Consider the following 26,054-nt stretch of genomic DNA (forward strand, 5'->3'; position numbering starts at 1 on the left):
GTTGGGTTGCTTGAGACGGCAAAGCATTCCAATGCGGGTGCGTCGTCTTTTTCAAATCACTCAAGTGCGCGCACATTGCCTCATAACCGGCATACGGCAGTCCGTCTTTATACCTTTGACGCTGCCACTGATGAAAATACTCGTGGACTTGCCACATATCGTCAAGCAGATTGCCAATGCGTATCGTGTTCGATTGTTTCCCAAGCGGATATTTATAGGTTTTCATGGTATATCGCGTATCGCGTCTTTAACCTTCAACCAAGATAGGTTAGAGACAGACACGCCTTGCAGCGTGCTTGGTTGTGTCCCCAACGCGATAGTATACTTAGACTACAATTTGACCTTATTTTCAAATTTATTTCGTAGTGATTACGTCTTTAGCGGGAAACCTATATCCCAAACCTAAAGGATTGGGCTTTACGCCCGAATGCCCGTAAATCCAACCGCGTTCTGTACATAACTATATAGAGTCTACGAGAGTGAGAAAAGATAGTAAAACAAACACCAGAAACGAAGGGCGAGGTATGGAGACCCCGCCTTACAATATTACAAAGTCGGCACTGTCACTGCAACTTCGCGTCCACCGGCATTTGAGGAATCGATAACGCCTTGGATAATAACGTTCGTGAGCAGCACGCCGTAGGGATCGATCGGCGCAGGTTTTCCTTCACGGACAGCGTCAATAAACGCCGTATCTTCCTCATGGAATACACTCACCGATTCAAACTCGGTGAACTCTTGGTCAAAAATCTCACCGTCTTTGTCGCCATAAACGCGGACACCGTCCTGCGGTCCACGGACCTCGCCAATGCCGAGACGGAGTCCCGCTTTTTTGCCAAGGAAAATCGTCCCGCCGAGCGAATCCATGTTCATACACCAGCACGTTTTGAAAACCATGCGCGCACCGTTCTCGAAGACCACCCAACCGACACCGAAATCTTCAACTTCGGTCTCTTTAAGCGCAGGATTCCACGTGTTGTGTAGGCTCAGATAGTTAGAGGTAATACCAGAGACGGCTACAGGCTTAGGATGCCCCATCAAATAGAGCGCGGTATCCAGTGCGTAAACACCGATGTCTGCGGACGCGCCTAAACCCGCTGTCGCCTTGCGAATAAAACTACCACCCGGATTCCCACGTCGTCGATCTGCAACCGTTTCGACGTAGTAAATATCGCCAAGCGTGCCAGCGTCAACAATCTCTTTTGCTTTAACGACCTGTGGTGAATATCGGAGTTTCAAACCGACCATGAGGATTTTATCGTTTTCTTTTGCAGCACGCCACATTGAAGCCGCAGCGTCCAACGTTGCTTCCATCGGCTTCTCGCAGAAAACATGTTTGCCAGCGTTCAGCGCGGCGACGGTCGGTGCCGCATGCACACCGGTGGGAGTACAGACGTACACCGCTTCAATCTCGTCCATTTTAAGCATTTCGTTGTAATCGGTAAACGTGCGCTTGATGTCCCACTGTTCTTTCGCACGCTCCAGGTTTGCGGGGACAAGATCGGCAGCAGCGATAATCTCGGCACCTTCAATCTCAGCAAGCGTTTGACAGTGTGCCCCCGAAATGCCGCCCGCCCCAATCAAACCTAATTTAATTGTTCGCATTTTCATCTCCTCATCAGATATTTTATTTTATTGATTTTATCCATTTCCCCTTTAGAAGTCAAGCGAAATTCTACGCACTTTAGGGCTATTCAACGCTTCTGTAGGAGGGAACTCCGATTCCCGACAATATTAGCATTCGGCAATCAGGGCGGTATCAGTGGGGGGCAGATACAACCTACGTCTTTTCTGCTGACCGCCGATTGCTGATCGCTGACGGCTAACCGCCGAAACTCATGTTGACACAATTCCAATCTTATGCTATATTCCAAACACACTCTTAACGTTTGAGGAGATCATTGTGAAAGCGGCTCAATTTTACGGTGGAAAAGACATAAGGGTCGAAACCGTACCCGATCCAACACCCGAAAAAGGACAAGTGTTGGTCCAAGTAGAAGCAGCAGGGATCTGTGGTAGCGATCTGCATGGGTACCATCATCAGCCAGAGAAACCCCTATCGCCACGTATTGGTGGACATGAATTGATGGGAGAGATTATCGACATAGGTAGAGACGTTACAGCGCATGAGAAAGGCACTCGCGTAGCGGTTGAACCGATCACGCCGTGTAACAACTGCCCCGAATGCTTCAATGGCTATTACAATATCTGTGGGAACCTACGGCACGGTGGCGGTGGTTTTGCGGAGTTCATGGTCGCTCGGACACCGAACGTGTACACATTGCCGGATAGTGTTTCTGCTGAAGGCGGCGCATTAGCAGAGGTTTACGCAGTCGCCGTCCATGCCGTCAACAGGGCGATGGTATCACCTGGAGACCGTGTTGCCATTATCGGAAGCGGTCCCGTTGGGTTGACGATCGCTCAGGTAGCCGATGCCGCAGGAGCAACCTCTATCGCCATGCTCGGCAAGCCGGATGGTCCGGTACAGATCGCACACGAGGCGGTTGGAGCTATGCCTATCAATGTAGATAAGACGGATGCTGTTGAGGCTATCATGGACTGGAGCGACGGCAGAGGGGCGGATGTTGTCTTTGAGGCAGTGGGTGGGTCTGCGAATACACTCGAACAGGCGACAGAGATCGCCGCGAAACGCGGACGCATCTGTATGGTAGGCGGGCATCGCACTCCGCTCTCCTTTTCAGAACGATTCGCGCGAAGTAGGGAGCTTACAGTGATTTGGTCGTTCTGTTACGGTAGGCGAGGTGGGAAGACAGAGTTCCAAGTTGCCATCGACTTACTCGCTGCTGGCAAACTCGACCCGAATCCACTGATCACGCATCGGTTCGAGTTGGACGACGTTGCACAAGCGTTCGCAGTCGCAGCCGGACGTGATGAACACGGGTCCGTCAAAGTTCTCGTGCTGCCTAATAATTAATTAAAGGAAGTAAAATGGAAAAACTTAAACTGCTCGTATTTGTCGGAACAGAAGGGATTTACCACGATCATGCCGGGAACGGACAGTTCTTGACGGCGATGCTCAACGACACCGATAATATTGAAGCCGATTTCTCACAGGACTACAACCTGCTTGCGAATGGACTTGACAAATACGATACCGTACTTTTCTACACCGATGTCGGGGAATTCACAGCGGCACAAGAAAGCGGTCTACTCACCTATATCCGAGCAGGCGGCGGGTTTTTCGGACTGCATACCGCAGCTGCTTCGTTCAGAGAGGCTGAAGGCTACCACGGTATGCTCAACGGGTTCTTTGACGGACACAGTCCCTATATGGACTTCACCGTTAATGTGAGCGACTCTGAGCATCCGATTACTGAAGGATTAGCGGATTTTGAGGTGACGGATGAACTCTATTATCTGAAGCACAATCCCGATACATCTCACCATCTCATGCATGCCTATGACGAAACAAAAGATGTGACGCATGTTATGGCGTTTCACCATACGTATGGTGAGGGCAGAGTGTTCTACTTCGCACTTGGACACGATATGGCTGTGCTTGAGAATCCGAGTTTTCAGACGGTTATCCGCCGCGGTGCACTGTGGGCTGGAAACCGGCTTTAGGCAACCCATACGACCCCTGTTCGGACGGGTCCCCGTGCCCGTCCGAATCCAATATACATCACTACACCATTTCACGCGCCGGATAATGCTTATCGCCCGGTGATATATCCGTCGGATCGTTCGACACAGCAGCCTCCGGTGGCACCATAATCTGATTTTCGTTCACCGGATCATCGGTTTCCGTCCGCCACTGTTCCAAACGGTTTCGCATCTCTGTCAAAACTTCTGCATAATCGGGATGCCCCGCGAGGTTATGTGCCTCCGACGCATCAAACACGACATCATACAACCGTTCTGATTCGACAGGCTGGTCGCTCCAACCCTGTTCCATCATAAAGGTTTTGCTGATACTATCATCGCAGTTCGGGAGTGCCCATTTTTCCGCAGTGTCATAGCGGCGGATGTATTTCCATCGTTTCGTTCGGATCGCGCGTTGCGGCTCATAACAGCAGTGATAGTTGACTTCAGCGAAGATGGCATCGCGAGTATCTTCCGCCTCACCACGAACTAACGGGAGAACAGAATGACCCTGTAGCCACGCCGGTGCTTCAATTCCTGCCAATTCACAAATCGTCGGGAAAAGGTCAATCTGACTGACTAACCCGTCCACGACTTGTCCATCGCTGAAGCCTCCGGGACCGCGGACGATAAGCATTATACCGATGCCGTGGTCGCTGAGATGGCACTTCATACGTGGGAAGGCGAGCCCGTGGTCGGTCGTGCATATCACAAGCGTGTTCTCAGCAAGACCGTTTTCCTCCAATGCGTCAAAAACCACACCCATTTTCTTATCCAACGTGCGTGCTGCGTCTATGTATTCTGCCATATCCTGTCGGGTAACGGGTGTATCGGGGAAGGGGGCAGGTGGTTTCACATAGCGCGGGTCGGTTTTCGGTTCTCCATCCGGCGGCGGATCGAACCCTTTCGCTCGACGATGTGTTTCGCCAAATCCGACGTCTAAGAAGAAAGGAACATCATGCTTCTCCGAGATGAAATCGCGCGCGCGTTCCTCTGCCCCCGCTCGCACGGTGCCTTCGGATAAGAGCCGCTGGTATCCTGTCTCCTTAAGATCTCGGACGACATGCTGGAATCCTGCCAAGGCGGTGGTATATCCAGCCGCATTCAAGGTGTAAGTGATGAGATGCTCTGGTACCGGAAGGCTCCATCCCCGATTTGCCAAGCCTCCCATACCGCAGCTATGTGCCCATTGTCCAGTGAGGAGTGCAGCGCGAGAGGGTGAACAGGTTGGATTTGCACAAAAGGCGTTTCGGAAGACTACCCCTTCCTCCGCAAGTTGCTGGATATTTGGTGTCGGGATTGCATGCCCGTAAGGCTGGACATACCGACCCGTGTCGTGTGAGTGAATATAGACTATATTTGGTTTGTTCATACAGTACCCTTAATATAAAGTAGGCGCGCTTCGCAAGCGCGCCGATTCTGAAAAATACTTCTTTATTTACCGAGAACTCTTCTGCATAAGCCGGGAATTATTCCGGCTGGAGGTGTGCCCGGGCAGCATCTTCCTCCAAAAGGTGCCAGTCTTGCGTAAGCATGGATTCGCTTAGCAAGGCGATTTCAGGAACTCGGAGTTCCTCGCTGAAAATTGTCGCAAATGCTCGTCTGAGTTTCGGCAACCGATTGGGTCGAGTGAATTTCGCAGTGCTCTGCGCATCGATTGTCGTTTCAACAATTTTTTCTGACATGGTACACCCCCTATGAACGTCCGCTCCACCAAAACTGAGAGCGGATAGGAAAGCCAATGCACATCTGGTTAATGTTGTATGACCCCAGTATACTTTAAATTCGCAAAAATGTCAAAGATTTTTTTTACAAAATATTTACCCATTCTGTTGACAGTAAATTGCGACTATCGTATCATGTCAGAAAATGCGTCGGGTCGTAAAAATTAGTATCGAAAACGCAGCACGCAACAACGGCGCGGGCGGATACTATGAAAGAACCGTTAAATCTCGAATCGCGTCGTTCTTCCGCAAGGTATAATTAAAAATTTCCAGCACAAAGGAGATTACCCATGGCACAACGAGAAACGCTACCGTTCGTGGAATCAACTGGTAGTTTTGCGAACGCAAGGTACCGAGGGACCCGCATGCCGCCCCCAGAATGGGTTAAAAATCCCGATGAACGGGAAAACATGTATGTGCGGGAGGCGATCAAGGTCTACAACGCGCGTCTGTTGCAGCCGCCTCCAAACCTTGAGGTAAACGGCTTCCAGTTGGTAGACGCAGATACGCAGGTGAGGAATCTGAACGATCAGGATGCCGTAACGACGCGCTTCTATCAGGAGTGCGCTGACCTCATCACGGCGATTACAGGTTGCAGCGAAACACGGGTCATGCAACACCAATATCGGAATGGGTTCGGGGGACTTCCTAAGGACCATCCACGTGGCAATAAACCGACCCCAAACGGAAGCGAAGGCACCTACGGGGGCATCCATTCAGATGTCAGTCCATATTCCGAAGACGGGTTTGAAAAGATTGCCAATGGGAAGCATTTTCAGATGTACAATGTGTGGCGGAGCACCGATCTGGAAAGAGATATTTACGTCATGCCACTCGCTATTTGTGACATGGCGACGGTTGCGCCGGAGGATATAATTGCCGCCGATGCTTGGTCGCAGACGCAAACGCCGAGACGACTCGTCAGTTTACGACTCGTGCATAATCCGAACCAGCGTTGGTATTACTTTCCACGGATAACACCGCAGGAGACGCTGATTTTCAAGCAGTATGACACACGTCAAGAGCAGTCGAACATGCGGACAGCCTTTCACGGTGCGATAGACGATCCGACAACACCGGAAGACGCGCCGCTCCGCGAAACGATTGAAGTGCGTCTGCTCGCGCTGTTCGATGAAGATACTGATCGGGAGGCAAGGAAAGCACGGTTTCAAGCCGAGGTCCCCGAGACCCACACCGACGGCAAAATCTCTGATTGGGTAGAGCAATAGCCAGTATAAGTAAGGTAAACCTGGTTCGTAGTAGCGCAATTTATTGCGCTTTCGGGACATGCGATAATGCACATCGCATTTGGGCGAGTACGCCGCAAAATCGAACGACGAACCTACCCTAAAATTCAAAATGGATGGAACGGTAGGGCTTGATATCCGATTAACGATCTGCCGCTGCTTGTTTTGCTTTGTTGATTTCTGTCAATATGTTCATGGCGTGCAATGACTCCGCTTTGTCGTATTGCGGACACTGACGTAAACCCGCAGCGAGACAGCGGTGGACTGCTTCGGCTTGATAGAGAAAACCGTGTTGATTCGGAGAGGATCTCGCCATCGCGACAGACCCGGGCAATGGATACTCAAAGTAATGCAGCGGTGCAGGTGCATTGCGTGTCCTGTATTGCGAAGGCACGCCGTTCGGTGGTGGGATTCGGATGGAAATACGCGTCGGACAATGTGCGGGTCGCTCAAGTGTAATCCGCCCCTCGGTGCCCACGAGTTCTGTCACCTCTGGGAGTTCAGAGTTGCGCGGTGGGAATGTCAGTATCGCGTATTTATCTTCACCGTAGTCTACAATTGCCCCACCGGCGTTGTTGACGACGACAGTAACCGATATCGGCACAGCAGCGGCACCGAAGGCGAGCGGTGCCGCTTGAACAGTGTAGATTGGGTCGAAGAAGTCGGACTGTGTTAGCACAACCTCTCCAATCGTGCCTGCCTCAATGGCGGCGCGAGCATGCTCCACCGCAGGGAAAAAACGGGTCCACATGCCGTCCTGCATCATCACATCCTTCTCCTCGGCTGCTGCATACATCTCTTGCGCATCGGAAAGGGTCTCGGTGAGCGGTTTCTCACAGAGCACATGTTTGCCCGCCTCAATGGCGAGAAGGGTATGTTCCTTGTGCAGTCGGTTGATCGTGCCGATGTATACAATATCTACGTCATCGGCTGCAACCATTTCTCTATAGTCCCCGTAAGGAGTCGCGACCCCATACTGACTCGCAAATTCTTTCGCTCGGTCAATCTCCCGTGCCGCGACAGCAGTTACAGTTGCGCCTTCGCAGGCGTGTAAAGCCCACACCCACTGCGCTGAGATGTTACCAGCACCGAGAATACCCCAACGCAATGGAAAAGCGACATCTGCCGCACTTGTAAGCCCACGGCGAATATCCAGTGGTGTTGAGAGAGGCATGTTGTTTGTCATAGAGTTCATAGCGGTCCCCTTTCGTCAAAGCAGACTTAGTGAATAAGATGATTTAGAAGGGATGCTGTTAAGAAAATTAGGAAAATTATAGTTAACCGTTAGCCCGTAACGAAGTGGAGGGCGGATATACAGAAAGGCACGCGAAAGTCTCAAACCCATGTCGTTTTTCCGCAAGGTAAAATTAAAAAACTGTTATGCCCACGCGTCGAGGACGACTTTTCCACAGTCATGTGTACACTGCAATGCCCAGGCTTCCTGAATCTGGCGCATAGGGAAGGTGTGCGTGATGAATGTATCCAACTGATCCTTCACTTGTGTAATCATCCGCATCATAGCAGGAGTGTCTGAAAGGTTGTAATGCCGCGTGCCGTGTAATATCAAGCCTTTATTGATAATAGCACTTCCCTGAATTTCCACGTCACCAATGCCGCCAATCAATGCAATGTGTCCTTTCGGGCGTGTTACGTCAATCAATAATCGGACTGCTGCGGAAGCCGCTGAGCACTCCACGCCTTTGTCTGCGCCTCTGCCATCTGTCATATCCCGAATCTGATCGGCGACATCTTCATCTTGTGGGTTAACGACTTCTGCCGCACCGAGTTTTTTCGCCAGGTCCGCTCGATACGGATGGCTCTCAACAGCGATGACGCGCGCACCTCTATACACTGCGTTAATCACACCACCAAGCCCAATAGGTCCCATCCCCGTAATCAGAATAGTATCAAACGCGCTGACATTCATCAACCGCATGGCATTGGATGTTGATCCGAGTCCACAGCATGCCATTCCAGCGTGATCATAGGAGACCCCATCCGGGATCGGCACCAGTAGCCAGTCCTGCTTAAGGATGTACTGCGCGTAAGTCGCCGTCACACCTGTCTGTTCGGTAACGTGTAGGATCTTGTTGTCGTCTGGGCAGTGCGCATATTCGCCTGTTAAGCAGACATGACACTTTCCACAAGGATAGTGTGGCATGACGACAACGCGGTCGCCTACCTTAACAGTGCCTTCTTGTGCGATGTCTACCACTTCACCAGCCGCTTCGTGTCCGAAACTGTCGCCTTTATGTTCGCTTTTGAAGCCTTTGTATTCTGTACACATGGGTGCCGAATGAATTTTCACGACGACAAACTCACCCTTGGCAACCGGGTCGGGTTTATCTATTAAGCCCGCACTTTCGGGGCCGAATTTTGCAACGACTTTCATCGATACCTCCATTCTTTGAAGAAGGCACAACCTAACAGGCTATGCTACAAAACATTGACTGCAACACCGACGCAGGCGGATAGAGGGAAGGTGCATCAAACATGGAACCGATTCCACTACTCCGCAAGGAAAAGTTAAAAATCCGTTTCTTCTGCGGTCTCATCTTCGTGCATAATTTCCTTTAACTGGAGTCCGATCCGGAAAGCAGCGAGGCAGATACCTACCGATATAGCGAACAACCACCGATAACCGATATAAGGCGCAAGAAACCCACCAAGGAGCGGCGCACAACTCACAGGCATAAGGAGCGTGTTCATGAAACCGATGTAACTCGGACGGTTCCGAGGCGGCGCGATGTTTAACATGTACGCCATGAAACCTACCATCATGCCGTTTGCCAAAATACCTCCAACGATGAAGATCAGGAGGAAGGCAGGCATTTGTAATGATGTCGGCAATATACCGGAAGAAAAGGCGAGCGCAGGCGGAATACCCATCAGAGCCGCTGTGATAATCAGCAACCATCGGACACCATACTTTTCACCGATATGTCCCCACAATGCGTTTGAAATCACACCACTCAACGCAGAACAGACGATGAAAAATCCCATCGTCGCTTCTGAAAATCCTAACTCATTCAATGCATACGGCATGTAGAACGGAGATGCCATGCCGGAAAAGTGTGCAAAAACACGGAAGAAAATGAAACGTCGGTAATTTTCGTCTGTCCGCAGGAAGTAAGCACCGTGTTTTAGATGTTGCCACATCGGTTGCCGCCTCGGATGAACAGGATGAATAGGCTCGCGTACTCCTAAAAAACTCACAAAAGAGAAGAACGCTGCCGCCACCGAACAGACGAAGAGAAAAGCGTAGTTATACGGAAACCCAAGATCGGTATCCAGGCGACAAACGGAACCGATAAAATACATGGTGACTGTTTTAAAAGTCTGTGTGATATTCCCCAATATGCCCGTAAATTCAGATTCGTCTCCGAGTACTGCGCGAACCAAGAATCCAACCCAAATCGCAAAAAAGCCACCATAGAGTTGGCGCAAGCTAAAGAAACGGGCGCGCTGCTGCGGTGCTATCGCTTTAGAAACGATGTCCATGTACGGAAGGGTCGAAACACCCATGGCGGAAGAGGATAAAAAATAAAGGCACAGAAAGGAGGCGGCGAGCAGCGTTGGGTTTTGTTCACCAATTGTGATCGTGCAGAAGAAGACAGCAAGCCATGCTAAAACCCGAACACTCATACCGAGCGCGTAGAATGGCATTTTTCTCGGACGGTGTTCAAGCAGGTTCGACATCAGCAGTTGGGGCCACATCCATCCTGCCGTCATCATTGAGCCCGTTAAACCTACCAGAATGTCGGAACCGCTTAATTTATGAATAAAAGCAGGAAGCACCGTCGATGAGTCCGCAAACGCTAAGTTAATACGCATAAAGGTGCCTTGAAGCAGCGCAAATCGAAAATTTCTCCGTTGGTCACCTACTTTTTTAGGCATTCTCTCTTTTGTTCCTATCCAAACTTTTTGTTTTTACGGTGGATCCTAAAAATAAGTAGACATTCCACAGAACGACAGACCTATTCCCACCACTGCTGGCGGGGTTTGCAACCCCGCCTATAATTTTCAAGTAATTTTAATATCCGCTATATAGTTGTCATCCCGCAGCCAGAGCACCTTTGCGTGTTACAATCATTAGCAGTTCACCTTACTGACTGCTGAAAGCGGAGCGACCTGATTGCTAACGGCTACTTATCTTTTGACATAATTTTCGCAATTAGGTTGAATTGAAATTTCCATCGTGTCTTCGGTCCCCAAACAAAATTTCCTTTACAGTGTCTCAAAGTCGTGCTAAATTTTATAGAGTTTACACAATTTTGACCAGATTCCGCTCGCTGAGATGGCGAACCGTCAAAAGACACACGCGGTTTCCTGGTACATCCTTACAGGTTATGCTACAATAACCTCAAAACCCGTAGCGCGTAATGAAATTGTGCCTTAAAGTGCATAATTTGTCTTTGCTTTACATTTGGAGAGCGGATATAAGAAAGGCACTCCAAAGATAGAACCCGCGTCATTTAACCGCAAGGAAAAATTAAAATCTGACCATCCCTTTTAAAAACGGATTGCCAGCCTGCAACAACGGCGCAGGCGATTCCAGAGAAGGATGTGTCAAAGTTCTAACCTATGTCGTTCTCCCGCAAGGAAAAATTAAAAAATATGGAACCTCTTCGAATTGGATTTCTCGGTGCCGGCGGATTCGCAAGGCATACCATTTATCCGGCACTACATCTCGCCCCTGTCGCATTACAAGCTGTTTGCGATGCCGACGAAAATCGTGCAAAGGACGCTGCCGGCAAATTCGGTACAGGAAGATATTACACCGATCGGCACGAAATGTTTGAAAAGGAAGACTTGGAAGCAGTCATCATCAGCATGGGACCCGACCCAAGGCAGCCGCTCGTGCTTGAAACGCTCGCGGCGGGGTATCATGTATTCACACCAAAACCGCCAGCACCATCGCTCGCCGAAACGATCACGCTGGCGGAAACCGCAGAACAGCACAATAAAACATTGATGGTAAACTTCCAACGTCGGTTCAGCCTCGGTGTGCGGGAGGCAAGACAGATTATGCAAACCGAATCCTTCGGACAACTCACACAACTCTTCTGCTCATTCTGTAGCGGTAAGTACCCGACGGTCAAAAGTTACCTGCTCGATTTCGCCATCCACCACTTCGATTTGGCGCGGCACATCGCTGGCGCGGATGTGAAAGAACTCAGCGTTTTTCACAATGAAGTCGATGGACAAGGTGCCTTTGCTGTCGCCGTAGAATACACAAACGGCGCGGTGGGAAGTTTACAGTTGACCAGCCAACGCTTGTGGCAGCGTAACTATGACTACATCGAAATTACAGGACAACACGAATACATCGTTTTAGACGGGTTGTGGGGGGCACAGCACTTCACCGAATCCGGGAACACTTTTACCTCAAATTTCTCCGATCAGCGCAACGGAGAGCTGACAGGCGATGGTATCAGTCTTACCGAGTTCGTCAATGCCATTCGTGAAGACCGAGAGCCAATATCCAGCATACATGACTGTGTTGGCACGATGCGGTTCTACGATGCTGTCCTTCAACGCAAAAAAGGCGTTATTTCCTTAGTTGATTAGCGCGTCACCTCTCCCGCATCTCCATGTCTCGCCTCATAAGCAAGGGGCGAGACACGCAGCATAGGCTAACAGTCTATGCCGCAAAAAGCAGCCCGCAACAACGGCGCAGGCGAATCCTGAGAATGGCGCGTCAAAGTGATAATCTACGTCGTTCCTCCGCAAGGAAAAATTAAAAAATGCTTTCTAATACCTCAAGACACGTCTCTCCGTTAACCAACCGATGATAATATCCGCTGACGCGTTCCATAAAGTCCCGGTTCCCGTCCAAGCCGCTCGGTGACGCAGCACTGGCAGGCGACCACAATGCCGTGTTTGAGAGGATCGCCTTGATCCGTTCTGCTACATCTGATTCACTTACCCCAAACGTCCCTTTCAGAATGTCCTGTATCGTCCGATCAGGATCACGGATTTCGTATACCTCGCCAGTATCGGTAATACCTTTATAGTCGTCAGGAGGCGAGATTGTATGCGGTGTCAGAAACCGAAGTACGGTTGCGAAGGAATACGCGAAGTCAGATTTGAAGAGTTCTGTACTCGCATCATAGTTCGGTGAACGAACAATATCGGCGGCGCGTTCACGAAGTTTCACTGTTTCAATGATGTTGATCCGGGCGTTGTCGTCTTTGACTCGACGGATGCGCGCAACGAATTCCAATGAATATGCCAGCGCGCTTTTCCCTGCTATCGGGATGTCCGCCTCTACAATCTTAGCGTATCCATCCATCAGACGTTCGAGATGTGGTGCAAACGTTGGGTGTGCCGCTGCTTCGTTGACATATTCAATACCAGAGAGTGTTCCTTTGTGCGTAATCCCCGGCACATGCACAGAATTCACCAAAAGCAACTTCCAGTCGTGATACGATTCAATACTCTCCTGACTCACAACAACACCGTAGTCTTGAAGTTCACCGAACGGCACACGCAATAGGTCGTCCGAATCCTCCAGGATAAGTGGTGTCGCTGGCATTGCCTCGGCGTATGTTATCAATTCATCTTGGCTTTCGATCCGTGCACGCGCCTCCTCTTGAATCTCATCGGGCACAGCATAGACTTGCGGCACAAGGCGGTCTCCCATTTCATTGAGAAACCCCACGTTTGTTTCCAACCACGCCGCGTAATCATCGTTCCGTTTCGGATACTCGTTGCAGAGAATATCGCGGAGAATATCGCCGTTATTTCGGAGGTTATCGGTGTTGATGACACAAAGCGTCGCCTCCGCACCGTGATGACAGAAATAGCAATAGAGCGTCTCTTCCAAAACATCCATCGCCAGTTCACCCTTGGCGATTCCGGCTTCAGTTACACCGATAAGGAGGAGGTCCAATGAATGTTCCGTCTGAGCATAAAACTGCTCGCGTCCTGCCGCTGTGGCAAGTGTTGTCGCCCCAACGACGCTTGAGACCTGTTGGATGTCGTGAACACCGCTCATATCGAACGTGACAACATGGTATACGCCGCCTTGTTGGTTGAAGGCATCGGCTTTCTCAGTGCCACGCGGCTGACCCACAAAGATACCGCCGTCATAGAGGTTCCGTTGGTTGAGGATATGAACAAATTCATGGGTTAAGGCGCGTTGTAAACCACCCGCACCGATAGCAAGTATTTTGGTTGGCAGCATTTTTTACGTTTAAACCTCCGTTTTCCATTTCTATTTTCCATTTGGCTGTCGGCTGTCGGTTTCCATCAGCAAAGGGGGTTCTGTTATTTTTTCCCGCTGGTGAGATTTCCCAATCTCGCCTACTGACTGCTAATTGCTGACAGCTGACAGGGTTGTGTCAGCAACCCGTGCTGATGGCTATTCTAAAATATCATCATAAAGGGCTAAATAAGCGTCGGCGATGTGTTTCCAATCGTAGGGCTTAACACGCTCAACGCTCGTTTTGCCCATCTTAACACGATCTTCACCGGCGTTAATCAGTTTGACAAGCGAGTGCGCGAGTCCTTCAACATCACCCGCGTCGAACAACGCACCGTTAACGTTCTCAACCACGAGTTCATCAATGCCTTGAACACGACTGGCAACGATTGGTAACCCTGTCCCCATCGCCTCCAAAACAACGAGCGGCATCCCTTCCGCGAGCGAAGGCAAAATGAAAACGTCAGCATCGCGATACTTTTGTGGCAACTCGGAATACGGCACTGACCCCGCAAAGCGGATATGTGGTGCTACGCCGAGATCTTCTGACAATCTTAGAAGTTCCCCTTGATACGGTCCGTCGCCGACAATTTCAATTTCAAAGTCGTGTGCCGCGTTTTCGATAATATCTGGAAGCGCACGGATCAAAAACTGGAAACCTTTACGTGGTATGAGCCTCCCAATTGTAAGCACTCGGACCTTTTCCGGACAGGCATCGCGTTGAACCGGTTCAAAACGTCCTAAATCCAAGCCATCAGGAATCACGTCCATTTTCACAACCGAATCCGTTTCTCGTGCCAATTCGCGTAAACCGTCGCTACACGCCACAACCGCAGATGCATTACCCCAAATCGCTCGGATGATCGGTTTCAGAAGCAGGTATAACCACCGATAATAGGGCGGATCTGGGTTACGACTCGGCACATCACGCCCTCCTAAAAATACGACATACGGCACATTGCGAAGTTTCCGCAGAAGATACGCGCCACCACCCGCGGGGATACCGAAAAAGACCTGAACGATGTCGGGTTGGAACGGCTTCGCGAACCGCAAGCCGTAGAGACTTGAACTCACCGCGTAAGTCAGCATTTCGTGGACCGCACACACATCACGGTTCTTCCGAAGCGCACGCACGCGGTGCACGTGAAAACCCTCCATTCTCTCGTCTGTTGCGCAGTCGAGAAACTGAGAGGTAATCAGATGCACTTCATGCCCCGCCGCCGCGAAGTGTTTGCCTAAGAAGTAGCTAACCCAACCACCACCCCCACCGATCGGTGGAAATTCGTGATTGAACATCAAAATTTTTTTCTTTTTAATTTTTCTTTGCGGTTTGGTCAGGTGAGTCTGAATATTAGCGTGCCTCCCGTAGAGCTGAAGAACACCCAAGCAATACGCAGAAATACCCAAGCAAAACATGCCTCCGTTTCATTACGGGCTACGCGCTTTGAATGATCTTAAGTAATCACATACGACGTTACAAATTCAATAATCACGCCAGCGATATTGATGCCTGTGACCGACTCCAACGCCTCAAATCCCGGCGATGGGTTGACTTCCAGAACGACGGGTCCCCCGTTTGTCTGGAGCAGATCAACCCCGGCTATTTCCAATTCCAGTGCTGCTGCCGCTGCTATAGCCAAGCGAGTGTATTCGTCTGTCAGTGCTATAGCCTCTCCAGACGCGCCTTTGTGAATATTCGCTCGGAATTCACCCTGAGGCGCGCTCCTTTTCATCGCCGCAACGGCTTCGCCTCCTACGACCAGAACACGGATGTCAACCCCACCGGCTTCCGCAATAAAGGACTGGATAACATAGTCCTGATGGAGGTCGCACAGCGCATCTACAGTCGAGCTAAGCGATGTCGGCGTATCTAACAACATAACGCCCGTGCCGTGTGTGCCGTGAAACGGTTTTAAAATAAAGGGATACTCCCCGACTTCCGCCACAGCGTCATCTAAAAATGTGGCGGAACCGACGGTGAGACTCGGTGGGATAGGTAAGCCGTGCTGCGCAAGGATGCGGAGGGAGTGGAATTTGTGGCGTGCCGTCGCAATCGATTTTGCCCGATTCACCACAGGCGTTCCGATCCATTCAAAATGCGCCAAGACCTCTTCGCCGTACTGCGCTGTCGTCCGGCTGAGCCGTGGCACGATGACATCAAAATCTTCTGCCGGTTTCCCATGATAGGTAATACGATTACCGGTGCCACCGATATGGAGATAGAAACCGAAGGGATCTAAAATTTCTGCGGCGTGTCCTGAAGTGATGGCTATTTCGCTAAGCCTGCGTGTGGAGTGATTTTGAGGTCCCCGTGAGAGGATACCAATTTTCATAGTGTTATGACAGAATCAAAATCCTCTGCTGATGGAACAGATGTAGAAATAAACGCTAAAAAACCTACTTTTCCATTCCAAGTCAATCCAGATTTTGAGTGTTTACTTCCCTTGCTCGAATGGAGACATAATCCTATTTCGATGCTGGTGAATTCCCGCCTATGAGCAGTTCCAACGGTTCCGTTGATTCTCGCAAAAGTTTGAGTGCCGCTTCTCCCCGACAGCGATGCTCGTTTTGAAGTTCGGATACGCGTGTTCTGAAAAGCAGCATCGTCTCAGCAACCCCCGGTTCGGTAACAGCACCAGCAAGCAGACCTCGAATAATCAATTGAACATTTTTTAGCGCGGGGTTTTGTTGAACAGAATGTGTGGCACACTCGTTGATTAAAGAGCGATACTCGTTTAGCAAATCGGGTCCTACAAGCGCATTGCTCTCTGTAACCAATGACTCAGCATCCAAGACAAAACCGAAAGTGTTATCTTTTCCGTTCTCGTCAAAAATACTATAGCGATCATTGACAAACATAAAAATGTACTGGTGATCACCTGCTAAAAAATCTTCGATGCAAAACCTTTTGCCGTACCAATCTTTCTTCGGAACAATAGTTCCCTTCTCAAGACACGCATTATAATGAGATTGGTCAGTTGTGTAATAGGCATCAGCCATAGGGTAAACCTTTCTATAGGTATAACTCAAGTTACTACTAACAAATTTTGGTGTTTTGCTTGGGTATTTCTGCGGATTCTAACAAAGATTTCAGGCACTTTCCTCACCCCGTTAGGGGCGATATATCTGTAGAAAATGGCGTATTTAAGCAACTGCCCCCTGTAGGGGTGCTATGTCTATAGAGATAGGTGACTCACGTTATTGTATTAGAGTTTTAAGGGTTTTGACGACACACTCAGAGTCGTTTTCAGCCTCTTGAATCTGTTTGGCGAGCGTTTCAACGTCGGACATGCCTACCCATTGCTGCCGTTCTTCGGTGTAATCGCCTGTGCCAGCCCGAAACTGATGGATAAAACGTACCATTCCAACGGGTCCAAGTTTGTCAACTAATGCCTTAAAACCGAGTTCCAAAATTTGCTCATCTGTCATTCTGCTATTCTGTCAACTGGAATTTCAAGGGAAACCATGCCTTTATTTTTTCCTGCTCTTATAGGTAGCAATCAGAAAATCCCCCAACTCCTCAAAGGTATCAAAAATCCGATCACACAAATTCTCAAAGAAGATACTCCGCGTTCCAGGGTAAACCGCATATACGGGCTTATTATGGCGGGAAGCGTAATTCATTTCACTCAGAACACCGGGCGATAATTTATCCGTCGGATAAATGACAACCACGAAATCGCTCTGGTGAACGAACTGATAATCCCGTGAAATTGTTCGCGTTTGAATCTGTTCAATCACTTCCTCACCCATGTCACTCACACGTGGCGCGTCAGCACCTTCATCTTGCGTGAGGGTAACGAGTTCCATATCCTTGATCGTGAGTGGATCGAAAACAATAAACGAACGACTCAGTTTTTCCCCAATCTCGCGAATTTTCTCAATTTCCTTTGGCGTATCTCTCAGGAGCGTAATCGGGTAGCTGAGGTAAAATTTCGGTTTCGGTGAAAAGAGGAGTTCGTAGAAATTCTCGAGATTGTGTTGTCTTGCAACCGTATAATGTGGCTTCTCTGTGAAATGTGCCAGTTGCCTCGTCAGAAATTCTTCTTCATCTAACCAAACATTGAGTGCCGCTTTTCCCACGCCTTCCCATTGTGCTGTTTTTTCCATCCGTTCCGATATATCGGTGATGTTGTCAACAACGTTAATCAGCAGATCCGGTAGAAGAATTTCGATATCTCTGAAAGAGAACCCTTCAATCAGGCTACCACGCCATCGAAAGCAGGCGTGCAACCCGATAACAGCGTGCTCATAGTCTTCGGCGCGGCGTGCGATTTCATAGAAAGCCGTCCGTCTTGCCAATGATAAAACCGCTGGATCCGAGTCAAGCACTTTGTCTGTGAAATGAACACGAGCCTCCGCAGCAACACGGTGCATAACATCGCCGACGTTGAAGAAACCGATGTTCAGCTTCCTTTTCATGCACAGTATTTTAAAATTCGCCATCAGTTCTTTGCGACCTGAACAACTGATCCCCGTACAAATGATTTTCATGTTTTTAATTTTCCTTGCGGAGTAATCAAGCGGGTTTGAACTGTTGTGTGCCTTCCACCTATCCGTCCTCCACTTCGTTACGGACTACAGGTTTTTGAGGGTGTCGTAAGAGAGACCCTTTGTTAGACGGGAACCTCTTAACTGACTGCCGATTGCCGACTGCTAATTGCGAATTGCCGCGAGTGCTTCCTGCTCCTCTTTCTGCCACGGACGATGCGCGGGTGTATCCAGTTTCTTGGGCGGTCCGCTGAACACAAGGATATACGCTCTACGCACTTCCGGTGTGCTGTTCGGTGCAGAATAGTGCAAAGTCCGACAATGATGAAACGTCGCACCGCCTGCCGGTATCGGGCACGCCACTGCCTCTGATACGTCGACATCATCTGTCACCAACCCGTGCACCAGTGGATCGTTATCAATGTGCCGATGCCAACGCACCGCGCCTTTGTGAGATTTCGGGATAAATTGTAGGCACCCACTCTCAACTGTCGCCTTGTTCAGCGGGAGCCAAACACTCAAGCTGTGCGGCAGTACCTCTGGATTCCAGTACGCTTCATCTTGATGCCAAGGCGTTTCATTGCCGTAGTGCGCAGGCTTCAAAATCATGTGTCCACCACCGCTCACCTTGTCAGTCAATACACGAAGCAATTTCGCCGCGAGTCGCTGCGCGTTTCGGAAATAGACAGTCTCACGGAGTTCCGGGAATCGTGCCTCTGGACCCAACACTTGCGGCAACGTCTCTCGTCCGTTATGCGCACGTGGACCCGCAAGATCGAAGTAGCGTCCCTCCGCTTCCCCAGTCCGTTTCGTGAAGAGTTCATCGTAAATGCCTTTAAGCCATTCAACCTCTTCATCTGTTGTAATACGCGGAATACTCAAGTATCCGTTCTCTTGAAAGAAGGTGACCTGTTCATCAGTTACATCAACGTAAAAATCATTCTTGGATTTCATAAAATCACCGGATTAAGAGGTCGTAAGGTAAAATTGTTACGACTTGTGTCCCATCTTCAAAACCAAACAGGCTCAGCCACGTGACGACATGTTGCCACCGCGCTCCAAACAGGAAATGGAAGGCAGGAAGGAGAGAAGGTGGGAATCCCCATCCTTCCAATCTTCCAACCTTCCAATCTCCTAACTGAATCGAACCCTCCATGTCTTTGATCATCCGTTCCATGAGTTGCTCAAAAAAGGGTTTCTGCTCTGGTAACACGATAAGGTTAATTGCGTCATCATCGGTAAAACCCGCCTGCTCTTTAGCGATAGACAGTGCAGTTTCAAGCCCACCGAGTTCATCAACGAGTCCAAGTGTTTTCGCCTGCTTACCTGTCCAGACGCGGCCTTGTGCGATCTCATCAATTTCATCAAAGGATTTGCTTCTACCCGCTGCTGCCTTACTGACAAAATCCTTATACACCGTTTTCATCATCTTTTCGACGCGTTCCCGCTCGGTCGGTGTAAAGCCACCGTAGTCCGAGTAGAGGGTCGCGTTCTGCCCGTGTGCGATGATTTCCTTCGTCAACCCAACTTTCTTATAAAACCCCTTCATGTTCAGTTTACCACCGAACACACCGATTGAGCCTGTCAGTGTGCTGGGGTGTGCGACGATTGTCCCCGCTGCCATCGCGATATAATAACCACCAGATGCCGCAATATCTCCCATAGAAACGACGACCGGCTTCTCGCGCTGTGTGAGCATCACTTCCCGCCAAATCAGATCCGAGGCGAGGGCAGAACCCCCCGGACTGTCTATACGTAGCACGACTGCCCGAACGGAGTCATCGGTGCGTGCTTTCTCAAACGCCTCCTTTAACGTCTCTGGCGTAATCACCGGCATCGAAGCGAGAAACGACTCAACATCCGGTAATATGGGTCCATCCGCATAAATAAGCGCGATCTGATTTTCCGACGTGCTGGTCGGTGTCCGCTGGGGTGGATTTAACAGACTCAGTAACTGCATGAGTCCGGCGAAGCTGTTCATATCTGGCACTTTTCGCTTACGCTCGTAGTCCGGTTTAACGACCTGAACATCTTCGTCTGGAGACGCTGTTTTCAAGGTATCAAGAAGTTCGTCGTAGTATTGCAACGCATCAACCAAATTCTCCTGATGTGCCTCTTTCGCAGTGAACGGTCCGCTGTTTATCAAGTCCGACACGCCTTCCGCAGTGATACCCTCTCGGCTCTCTGCAATATGCGCCAACAATTGGGCATATAAATCGTCCAGCAACGTAGTCATCGACTCACGAAAGGCATCAGACATGCCGTCCCGCATATAAGGCTCAACACCCGACTTGTATTTTCCCATTACCAACATATCGGCTTCGATGTCCAACTTGTCCAGCAACCCCTTATAGAAGAGGACTTCGGCACGTAACCCCATTAAATTGAGGCTTCCAGTAGGCATCAGGACAACACGTTCCATCGTAGCGGCGAGGAGATATTCGGCATTACCGCCACTTTCCAGGTACCCGATTGTTTCTTTTTCGGTTTCTCCGAATTCATGGAGTTTATTGCGAATCTCTTGGAGCGTTGCCCACCCCACGCTGACATTGTCTATTTTGAAAATAATCCCTGTAATGTCATCATCTGTTTTGAGCGTATCTAATTTTTTAAAGAGACCACGTAGTGTTTTTGTCGAGGAGGTCCCAAAGGTGCTGATCGTTTTGGTATCGGCGTAGGCGCCGTTCAATGTAAACTCAACATATTTTTTAACAAGGGGCGCGGCTTCTTCCACCGCGTGTTCCTCAGCAAACACCGGCGAAGCGAGGACAAGCAACGCCAATAGAAACGTGTATTTTTGTAGGAATCTCATCGATTTCTCCTTCTTTTTATGTATCCAATTTGACGTTGCTATTCTACTATAAAACCGTGAGTGTGTCAAGTCACAAATCCTTCTGAACCAGAGGTGTCCAATTTCTCTGTAGGAGGGAACTCCGATTTCCGACTCTTCCTGACTATTCTCCAATATGCTGCGCAACCAAAGTCAAATCCAAGATATTGACGACCCCATCGCCGTTGAGATCCGGTGAATTCTCTCCAAAGCGCGAGGCAATAAACGTCAGGTCCAGGATATTCACGACCCCATCGCCGTTGACATCCCACGGAACTTGTGATGGTGGCGATGCAATCTCCCACAAGAGAATCGTGCCGTCCCAACTCCCACTCGCAAGTGTCCTGCTATCGGGTGAAAACGTCAACTGTGTTATATCTTTTGTATGCCCCTTGAGGACAGTAGCAGGTGAGTCTTGAGGTCCGTGTGTACGGAAGGTGGATGCATCCCATAGTAGAATTGTGCTGTCCCAACTCCCACTCGCAAACGACCCCCCATCTGGCGAGAATGCTAAGGCACCCACCTCACCTGTATGCCCTCTGAGAATAGAAAGCCGCTCTGTAGTCTCTGCATCCCATAACTGAATCGGTCCGTAAGCTCCACTACTTGCCAAGGTTTTACTATCCGGCGAGAACGCCAACCCAAAAACATCATCCCTACGTCCGCCAGCCCTTTCCTGTTTGCCAAGTGTCGCGCGATGTTGCCCTGAAGCGACATCCCACAAGAGAACTGCTTTGTCCCCACCGCCACTTGCCAACGTCTTGCCATCCGGCGAAAACGCCAATTCAAAAATCCAGTGTATATGTCCTTCAAGGGTAGTTTGGTGTTCTCCAGTTGCTAAATCCCACAGAAGAATCTTATTACTTCCATTCGTACTCGCAAGGGTTCTACCGTCTGGAGAAAACGCCGCTGTACCGAAGAAATCTGGCAACGTGAGGAGTGTCTGTGCGCCATCGGTTACATGCCAGAGATGAACCCTGCCTTCAGAACTTACCCTATTGATATAAGCTATGCCATCCGGTAAAAACGCTGCTGCCCGAATCCAACCGTTATGTCCGGTAAAGACGGATTCCTGCTCTCGTGCTGTTTCTGCATTCCATAGACGGAGGATACCCTCCTCACTTCCATTCACAAGCATGCTGCCATCTGGAAAAAAGTCAAGTGCCGTAACAACCCTTGGGTGTGCATGGAGCACAGTCTTCGGTTGAATATCAACAGTGTTTGGTGTCTGCAGGGTGTCCCACAATCGAACTGTATTATCATCACCTACACTGGCAAGTGTTCTGCTATCCGGCGAAAACGCAAGGGAATGGATATGCCATCCATGTGCTGCAAGCATCCTCCGCTGTTGTCCGGTGCCTGTATCCCACAAGCGAATTGTGCCGTTTCCACTCCCACTGGCGAGGAATGTGCCCTCCGGTGAGAACGCGACGGCAGAAACAATATGTGTATGTCCTGTGAAGCTATCTCGAAGTTGATGCGTCTCCATATCCCACAAGCGAATTCTATTGGCACTGTCTCCACTCGTGAGGGTCGTGCCATCAGAAGAAAATGCCAAAGCCCAAACCGGAGTCCTTATATGAACAACATCGTGTTCACCAGTGGCAACATCCCACAACCGAACCTTGCCATCCCGACTCCCGCCTGCAAGTGTTCTGCCATCCGGCGAAAACGTCACGGCTCTGAGACCTTCCGTGTGTCCTATAAAGGTAGCACGATGTTGGGCAGTAGCGACATCCCACAACTGGACGATATCCTCATAATCCGCACCACTCGCGAGCATGCTACCATCCGGGGAAAAAGCGAGCGTTACGATTCGACGCGCATGCGCGTTGAGTGTAGCATGCAATTGTCCGGTCGCGACATCCCACAAAAGAAGCGCACCATCCTCACCGCCACCAGCGAGTATCGTCCCATCAGGCGAATATACACAGGACCAGATGCCACGCGTCTGATCCGTGAGCAGGTCAATTTCTTGGTAGGTCTGCGCATCATAAATCCAGATGCCTATGGAACTTCCTACAGCGATTTGGGTGCCATCCGGCGAAAACTGAACACCAGTCGGCTTGCCTTTACTCAGCCGCGCACTCGTACCTTCGGGCAAATGCCAGCGAGCGGAGTCTACCGTGAAACCTTCGGGCAAAAACAGAACAAAAGTGAATAGCGGAGAGAAAAGAAAAAAGAGAATCTTTGGTTTTTGCATTTTCTACTCCACCTCCTCAGAAAGATGACTCGCCACGGATGTCAAATCCAAAATATTGACGATACCATCACCGTTGACATCTGCTGGTGATTGTTCTAAACGTGAGGCAACCAGCGTCAAATCCAAAATATTGACGACACCATCGCCGTTAACATCCGGGAAATCCTGTCCGAAACTATTGGCAACCAGCGTCAAGTCTTCGACATTAACAACACCATCACCATTAACCTGCCTTGTATGCGCTTTTAACACTGTTTCCGATCGTTGTGTATCTACATTCCACAACCGAATCGGGGCTTCCCAACTGCCACTGATAAGTCTGCGACCATAAGTTCCACTCGCAAGCGTCCGACCGTTCGGAGAGAGTGCCATCGCAGTAATCCCATCCGTATGCCCTTTTAGCGTGGTTTCTTGGAGGTGACCGCCACTCGCGTCCCACGATCGAATTGTCCCGTCACGACTTGCACTGGCAAAAGTTGTGCCATCCATCGAAAAGACAATATCGGCGACTTCTTGCGTATGCGCGCTGAGTGTCCTGATGTGTTGTCCAGTGCTCGCGTCCCATAAGCGAATTTCACCGCGCCGACTGCCACTGACAAGCATTTCGCCATCTGCGGAAAACGCAACCGAGGTGAGCCAATCCGCACTCCCTATGAAAGTGGATAGCTGGCTTTTAGTGCTTACATCCCACAACCGAATTGTACCGTCCCAGCTCGCACTGACGAGTGTTTTTCCATCCGATGAAAACACAACCGCTTCAATCTCTGACGTGTGTCCTTCAAGCGTCGCGAGGTGTTGGTTCGTGGCGATGTCCCACAACTGAATCAGATAATTGCTACTTGTAAGCGGTAACTCTTGCCCCCCATTGGCAAGGAGCCTGCCATCTGGTGAGAACGCGAGAGCCCTGGCTCTGCCCGTATACGCTTTTAGGCGAGCCTTGTGTTGTCCAGTTTCTACATCCCACAAACGCACAGATCCGTAACTACTACTGGCAAGGGTTTTACCAGCCGGCGAAAATGCCACAGCCCAGATGCCATACCTGTGCTGCGTAAAAGAAACTTTGTGTTGCTGGGTTTCCACATCCCACAAACGGATGGTGGTATCCGAACTACCACTGGCGAGGGTCTTGCCATCTGGTGAGAACGCCACACTCAAGACTGACTGTGTATGCCCCGTGAACAGGGCAACCTCTGCACCCGTGCGTACATTATAGAGCCAAACACCGATAGAGCCAGCGACGGCAACAAGGTGTCCATCAGGTGAAAACTTTATATCATTTATAGTCCCTTTTCCGATGCGGGTTTTCGCACCTACAGGTAACTGCAATTGGGTATAATCTTGCGCATGGATGTTGAGCGGAAAGAGGATGGCAGTTAAAAGCAACGCCAAACTAAAAAATTGGAGATGGATAGTGCCGCGCAACTGGACCCGCGTGTAAAGTGTCTCCATGCGAAAACGTAGTTGCTTAGTCTGCATAAGTTTGCTCCTATTGCCTTATATGTTGTGCAACGAGTACCAAATCCAAAACGTTGACGATACCATCGCCGTTGAGGTCGGGTGAACTTTGCCCAAAACGCGACGCAACAAACGTCAAGTCCAAGATATTCACGACCCCATCGTTATTGACATCCGACGGCATCCGGGCAAGACGAGCAGTCAGAGGTCTCAGTTGGATTGTGCCATCCAAACTTGCGGTTGCGAGTGCTTTGCCATCGGAACCATGGACATCCGGTAGGAACGCTAAAGCGAGGACTGGAGCGGTATACTCTCCAAATATTGCCTGTAATTGCTCGGTATGTGGATCCCACATACGAATTGTGTTATCCCAACCCGCACTCGCAAGCGTTATCCCATTAATGCCGTAGACATCCGGTGCAAACGCTAAAGCGAAAACCGGGGCAGTGTGGTTCTCAAAAGTCGTCATGAGTTGCCCGGTGTGTATATGCCACACACGAATTGTACTCTCTGCGTCCGAGTTCCAATATCCGCCGCTTGCCAAAGTTTGACTATCCGGCGAGAATGCGAGTGCCTGAATTGAATCGACAGGTGCGGAGAGGCGATGTCGGAGTTGAAAAGTTTCTACATCCCATAACAAGATTGTGCCATAGAAACTCGCACTCGCAAGCGTCTTGCTATCGGGTGAGAAGGCTAACGTGGTAACCATATCCCGGTGTCCGCGAAGGACTGTGGCACGGTTAATCTGTCCCAAAGTTAAATCCCACAAACGTATCTCCTTGAAACTTCCACTGGCGAGCATGTTCCCATCGGGAGAGAATGCCAACGCAACGACCGGATCGGTATGGCTTATAAGATTTGTTATGTTTTCACGGGTCTGTGCGTTCCAGAGGTGGATAGTAGAACTTTCATTCGTACTTGCGATGATGCGATTGTCGGGGGAAAATGCCAACGCCGTCACGTGCCGAATTAACGAGGGTAGCAGGGCAAATGCTTCACCAGTATAGGTATCATATAGGGTAATACCGTTTATGCCTGCGATGGCGAGTTGTGTGCCATCAGGGGAGAAGACTATAGCGTTTGTTAAGGTTGGGCCGGGGTAGGTCTTGTTGCCTTTGAACACGTGCCATTGCGTCACATCTTGGGCGAAACTGCCGGGTAGGAGCAGGGCATAGACGAACAGGGGGATAAAGATTCGGTAGTATTTCACGGTTCAGTAGTTAACAGTCGTCATGCTTTGCAGTGAGAACAGTTATCAGAAGAATAGTTGTCAGATGTTAGTCGGAGGGTTTTG

At 49.9% G+C, this 26,054-nt stretch carries 22 protein-coding genes; 4 read left to right on the top strand and 18 right to left on the bottom strand.

Annotated elements, in window-relative coordinates:
• Together J4G07_07445 and J4G07_07450 are read right to left on the bottom strand one after the other, a co-directional pair.
• The coding region (locus tag J4G07_07445) for a hypothetical protein (GenBank protein MCE2413821.1) at positions 1-226 on the bottom strand (226 nt) is incomplete at its 3' end.
• A 320-nt stretch (positions 227-546) separates the two neighbouring features.
• The gene (locus tag J4G07_07450; GenBank protein MCE2413822.1) at positions 547-1,605 is read right to left on the bottom strand and encodes a Gfo/Idh/MocA family oxidoreductase; all 1,059 of its coding nucleotides are present in this window, start codon (positions 1,603-1,605) and stop codon (positions 547-549) included.
• A 298-nt stretch (positions 1,606-1,903) separates the two neighbouring features.
• On the opposite strand from J4G07_07450, the gene J4G07_07455 reads away from it, so the two are divergent.
• Entirely contained in the window at positions 1,904-2,935 is a 1,032-nt protein-coding gene (locus tag J4G07_07455; protein MCE2413823.1) for an alcohol dehydrogenase catalytic domain-containing protein, read from the top strand.
• A 14-nt stretch (positions 2,936-2,949) separates the two neighbouring features.
• Positions 2,950-3,585 (top strand): ThuA domain-containing protein, encoded by a 636-nt coding sequence (locus J4G07_07460; GenBank protein MCE2413824.1) that lies wholly within the window; start codon positions 2,950-2,952, stop codon positions 3,583-3,585.
• 61 nt (positions 3,586-3,646) lie between these two features.
• Here the strand turns inward: J4G07_07460 and J4G07_07465 are convergent, their stop codons facing one another.
• Both J4G07_07465 and J4G07_07470 read right to left on the bottom strand, forming a co-directional pair.
• The gene (locus J4G07_07465) at positions 3,647-4,975 is read right to left on the bottom strand and encodes a sulfatase (protein ID MCE2413825.1); all 1,329 of its coding nucleotides are present in this window, start codon (positions 4,973-4,975) and stop codon (positions 3,647-3,649) included.
• 97 nt (positions 4,976-5,072) lie between these two features.
• The gene (locus tag J4G07_07470) at positions 5,073-5,288 is read right to left on the bottom strand and encodes a hypothetical protein (GenBank protein ID MCE2413826.1); all 216 of its coding nucleotides are present in this window, start codon (positions 5,286-5,288) and stop codon (positions 5,073-5,075) included.
• Between the two features lie 329 nt (positions 5,289-5,617).
• Here J4G07_07470 and J4G07_07475 point away from each other — a divergent pair, with 329 nt between their 5' ends.
• Entirely contained in the window at positions 5,618-6,556 is a 939-nt protein-coding gene (locus J4G07_07475) for a hypothetical protein (protein MCE2413827.1), read from the top strand.
• 160 nt (positions 6,557-6,716) lie between these two features.
• Here the strand turns inward: J4G07_07475 and J4G07_07480 are convergent, their stop codons facing one another.
• From J4G07_07480 to J4G07_07490, 3 genes are all read right to left on the bottom strand, one after another.
• A complete protein-coding gene (locus J4G07_07480; GenBank protein ID MCE2413828.1) occupies positions 6,717-7,769 on the bottom strand; it encodes a Gfo/Idh/MocA family oxidoreductase in 1,053 nt (350 codons plus the stop codon).
• A 183-nt stretch (positions 7,770-7,952) separates the two neighbouring features.
• Entirely contained in the window at positions 7,953-8,966 is a 1,014-nt protein-coding gene (locus J4G07_07485) for a zinc-binding dehydrogenase (protein MCE2413829.1), read from the bottom strand.
• A gap of 134 nt (positions 8,967-9,100) precedes the next feature.
• Entirely contained in the window at positions 9,101-10,471 is a 1,371-nt protein-coding gene (locus tag J4G07_07490; protein MCE2413830.1) for an MFS transporter, read from the bottom strand.
• Between the two features lie 720 nt (positions 10,472-11,191).
• Between J4G07_07490 and J4G07_07495 the strand changes: the two genes are divergently transcribed.
• Positions 11,192-12,145, top strand: a complete 954-nt coding sequence (locus tag J4G07_07495) for a Gfo/Idh/MocA family oxidoreductase (GenBank protein ID MCE2413831.1) — start codon at positions 11,192-11,194, stop codon at positions 12,143-12,145.
• Between the two features lie 169 nt (positions 12,146-12,314).
• Here J4G07_07495 and J4G07_07500 read toward each other — a convergent pair whose 3' ends face one another.
• From J4G07_07500 to J4G07_07550, 11 genes are all read right to left on the bottom strand, one after another.
• Positions 12,315-13,763: a hypothetical protein gene (locus tag J4G07_07500; protein ID MCE2413832.1), complete on the bottom strand. Its 1,449-nt coding sequence runs from the start codon at positions 13,761-13,763 to the stop codon at positions 12,315-12,317.
• 177 nt (positions 13,764-13,940) lie between these two features.
• A complete protein-coding gene (locus tag J4G07_07505; protein MCE2413833.1) occupies positions 13,941-15,077 on the bottom strand; it encodes a glycosyltransferase family 4 protein in 1,137 nt (378 codons plus the stop codon).
• A gap of 158 nt (positions 15,078-15,235) precedes the next feature.
• Complete coding sequence (locus tag J4G07_07510; GenBank protein MCE2413834.1) at positions 15,236-16,114, bottom strand: RimK family alpha-L-glutamate ligase; 879 nt, start codon at positions 16,112-16,114, stop codon at positions 15,236-15,238.
• Positions 16,115-16,247: 133 nt separating this feature from the next.
• The gene (locus J4G07_07515; protein ID MCE2413835.1) at positions 16,248-16,781 is read right to left on the bottom strand and encodes a hypothetical protein; all 534 of its coding nucleotides are present in this window, start codon (positions 16,779-16,781) and stop codon (positions 16,248-16,250) included.
• Between the two features lie 198 nt (positions 16,782-16,979).
• Positions 16,980-17,210, bottom strand: a complete 231-nt coding sequence (locus J4G07_07520) for a hypothetical protein (GenBank protein MCE2413836.1) — start codon at positions 17,208-17,210, stop codon at positions 16,980-16,982.
• A 42-nt stretch (positions 17,211-17,252) separates the two neighbouring features.
• Complete coding sequence (locus tag J4G07_07525; protein MCE2413837.1) at positions 17,253-18,275, bottom strand: hypothetical protein; 1,023 nt, start codon at positions 18,273-18,275, stop codon at positions 17,253-17,255.
• A 162-nt stretch (positions 18,276-18,437) separates the two neighbouring features.
• Positions 18,438-19,226 carry a phytanoyl-CoA dioxygenase family protein gene (locus J4G07_07530; protein MCE2413838.1) on the bottom strand — a complete coding sequence of 263 codons (789 nt, stop codon included), beginning with the start codon at positions 19,224-19,226 and terminating at the stop codon, positions 18,438-18,440.
• Positions 19,227-19,230: 4 nt separating this feature from the next.
• Positions 19,231-21,084: a signal peptide peptidase SppA gene (gene sppA / locus J4G07_07535; GenBank protein ID MCE2413839.1), complete on the bottom strand. Its 1,854-nt coding sequence runs from the start codon at positions 21,082-21,084 to the stop codon at positions 19,231-19,233.
• 142 nt (positions 21,085-21,226) lie between these two features.
• The gene (locus tag J4G07_07540) at positions 21,227-23,305 is read right to left on the bottom strand and encodes a hypothetical protein (protein ID MCE2413840.1); all 2,079 of its coding nucleotides are present in this window, start codon (positions 23,303-23,305) and stop codon (positions 21,227-21,229) included.
• A 3-nt stretch (positions 23,306-23,308) separates the two neighbouring features.
• Positions 23,309-24,781: a hypothetical protein gene (locus J4G07_07545; GenBank protein ID MCE2413841.1), complete on the bottom strand. Its 1,473-nt coding sequence runs from the start codon at positions 24,779-24,781 to the stop codon at positions 23,309-23,311.
• A 10-nt stretch (positions 24,782-24,791) separates the two neighbouring features.
• The gene (locus tag J4G07_07550) at positions 24,792-25,970 is read right to left on the bottom strand and encodes a hypothetical protein (GenBank protein MCE2413842.1); all 1,179 of its coding nucleotides are present in this window, start codon (positions 25,968-25,970) and stop codon (positions 24,792-24,794) included.
• Positions 25,971-26,054: the final 84 nt, after the last annotated feature.

This window comes from Candidatus Poribacteria bacterium (genome assembly GCA_021295715.1).
Taxonomy (GTDB): Bacteria; Poribacteria; WGA-4E; order WGA-4E; family WGA-3G; genus WGA-3G.

Bases quoted from the DNA above. Each gene is read 5' to 3' on its own strand.
- J4G07_07450 (MCE2413822.1), bottom strand. From the start codon at position 1,605: ATGCGAACAATTAAATTAGGTTTGATTGGGGCGGGCGGCATTTCGGGG.
- J4G07_07460 (MCE2413824.1), top strand. From the start codon at position 2,950: ATGGAAAAACTTAAACTGCTCGTATTTGTCGGAACAGAAGGGATTTAC.
- J4G07_07465 (MCE2413825.1), bottom strand. From the start codon at position 4,975: ATGAACAAACCAAATATAGTCTATATTCACTCACACGACACGGGTCGG.
- J4G07_07470 (MCE2413826.1), bottom strand. From the start codon at position 5,288: ATGTCAGAAAAAATTGTTGAAACGACAATCGATGCGCAGAGCACTGCG.
- J4G07_07475 (MCE2413827.1), top strand. From the start codon at position 5,618: ATGGCACAACGAGAAACGCTACCGTTCGTGGAATCAACTGGTAGTTTT.
- J4G07_07480 (MCE2413828.1), bottom strand. From the start codon at position 7,769: ATGAACTCTATGACAAACAACATGCCTCTCTCAACACCACTGGATATT.
- J4G07_07485 (MCE2413829.1), bottom strand. From the start codon at position 8,966: ATGAAAGTCGTTGCAAAATTCGGCCCCGAAAGTGCGGGCTTAATAGAT.
- J4G07_07490 (MCE2413830.1), bottom strand. From the start codon at position 10,471: ATGCCTAAAAAAGTAGGTGACCAACGGAGAAATTTTCGATTTGCGCTG.
- J4G07_07495 (MCE2413831.1), top strand. From the start codon at position 11,192: ATGGAACCTCTTCGAATTGGATTTCTCGGTGCCGGCGGATTCGCAAGG.
- J4G07_07500 (MCE2413832.1), bottom strand. From the start codon at position 13,763: ATGCTGCCAACCAAAATACTTGCTATCGGTGCGGGTGGTTTACAACGC.
- J4G07_07505 (MCE2413833.1), bottom strand. From the start codon at position 15,077: ATGTTCAATCACGAATTTCCACCGATCGGTGGGGGTGGTGGTTGGGTT.
- J4G07_07510 (MCE2413834.1), bottom strand. From the start codon at position 16,114: ATGAAAATTGGTATCCTCTCACGGGGACCTCAAAATCACTCCACACGC.
- J4G07_07515 (MCE2413835.1), bottom strand. From the start codon at position 16,781: ATGGCTGATGCCTATTACACAACTGACCAATCTCATTATAATGCGTGT.
- J4G07_07520 (MCE2413836.1), bottom strand. From the start codon at position 17,210: ATGACAGATGAGCAAATTTTGGAACTCGGTTTTAAGGCATTAGTTGAC.
- J4G07_07525 (MCE2413837.1), bottom strand. From the start codon at position 18,275: ATGAAAATCATTTGTACGGGGATCAGTTGTTCAGGTCGCAAAGAACTG.
- J4G07_07530 (MCE2413838.1), bottom strand. From the start codon at position 19,226: ATGAAATCCAAGAATGATTTTTACGTTGATGTAACTGATGAACAGGTC.
- sppA (MCE2413839.1), bottom strand. From the start codon at position 21,084: ATGAGATTCCTACAAAAATACACGTTTCTATTGGCGTTGCTTGTCCTC.
- J4G07_07540 (MCE2413840.1), bottom strand. From the start codon at position 23,305: ATGCAAAAACCAAAGATTCTCTTTTTTCTTTTCTCTCCGCTATTCACT.
- J4G07_07545 (MCE2413841.1), bottom strand. From the start codon at position 24,781: ATGCAGACTAAGCAACTACGTTTTCGCATGGAGACACTTTACACGCGG.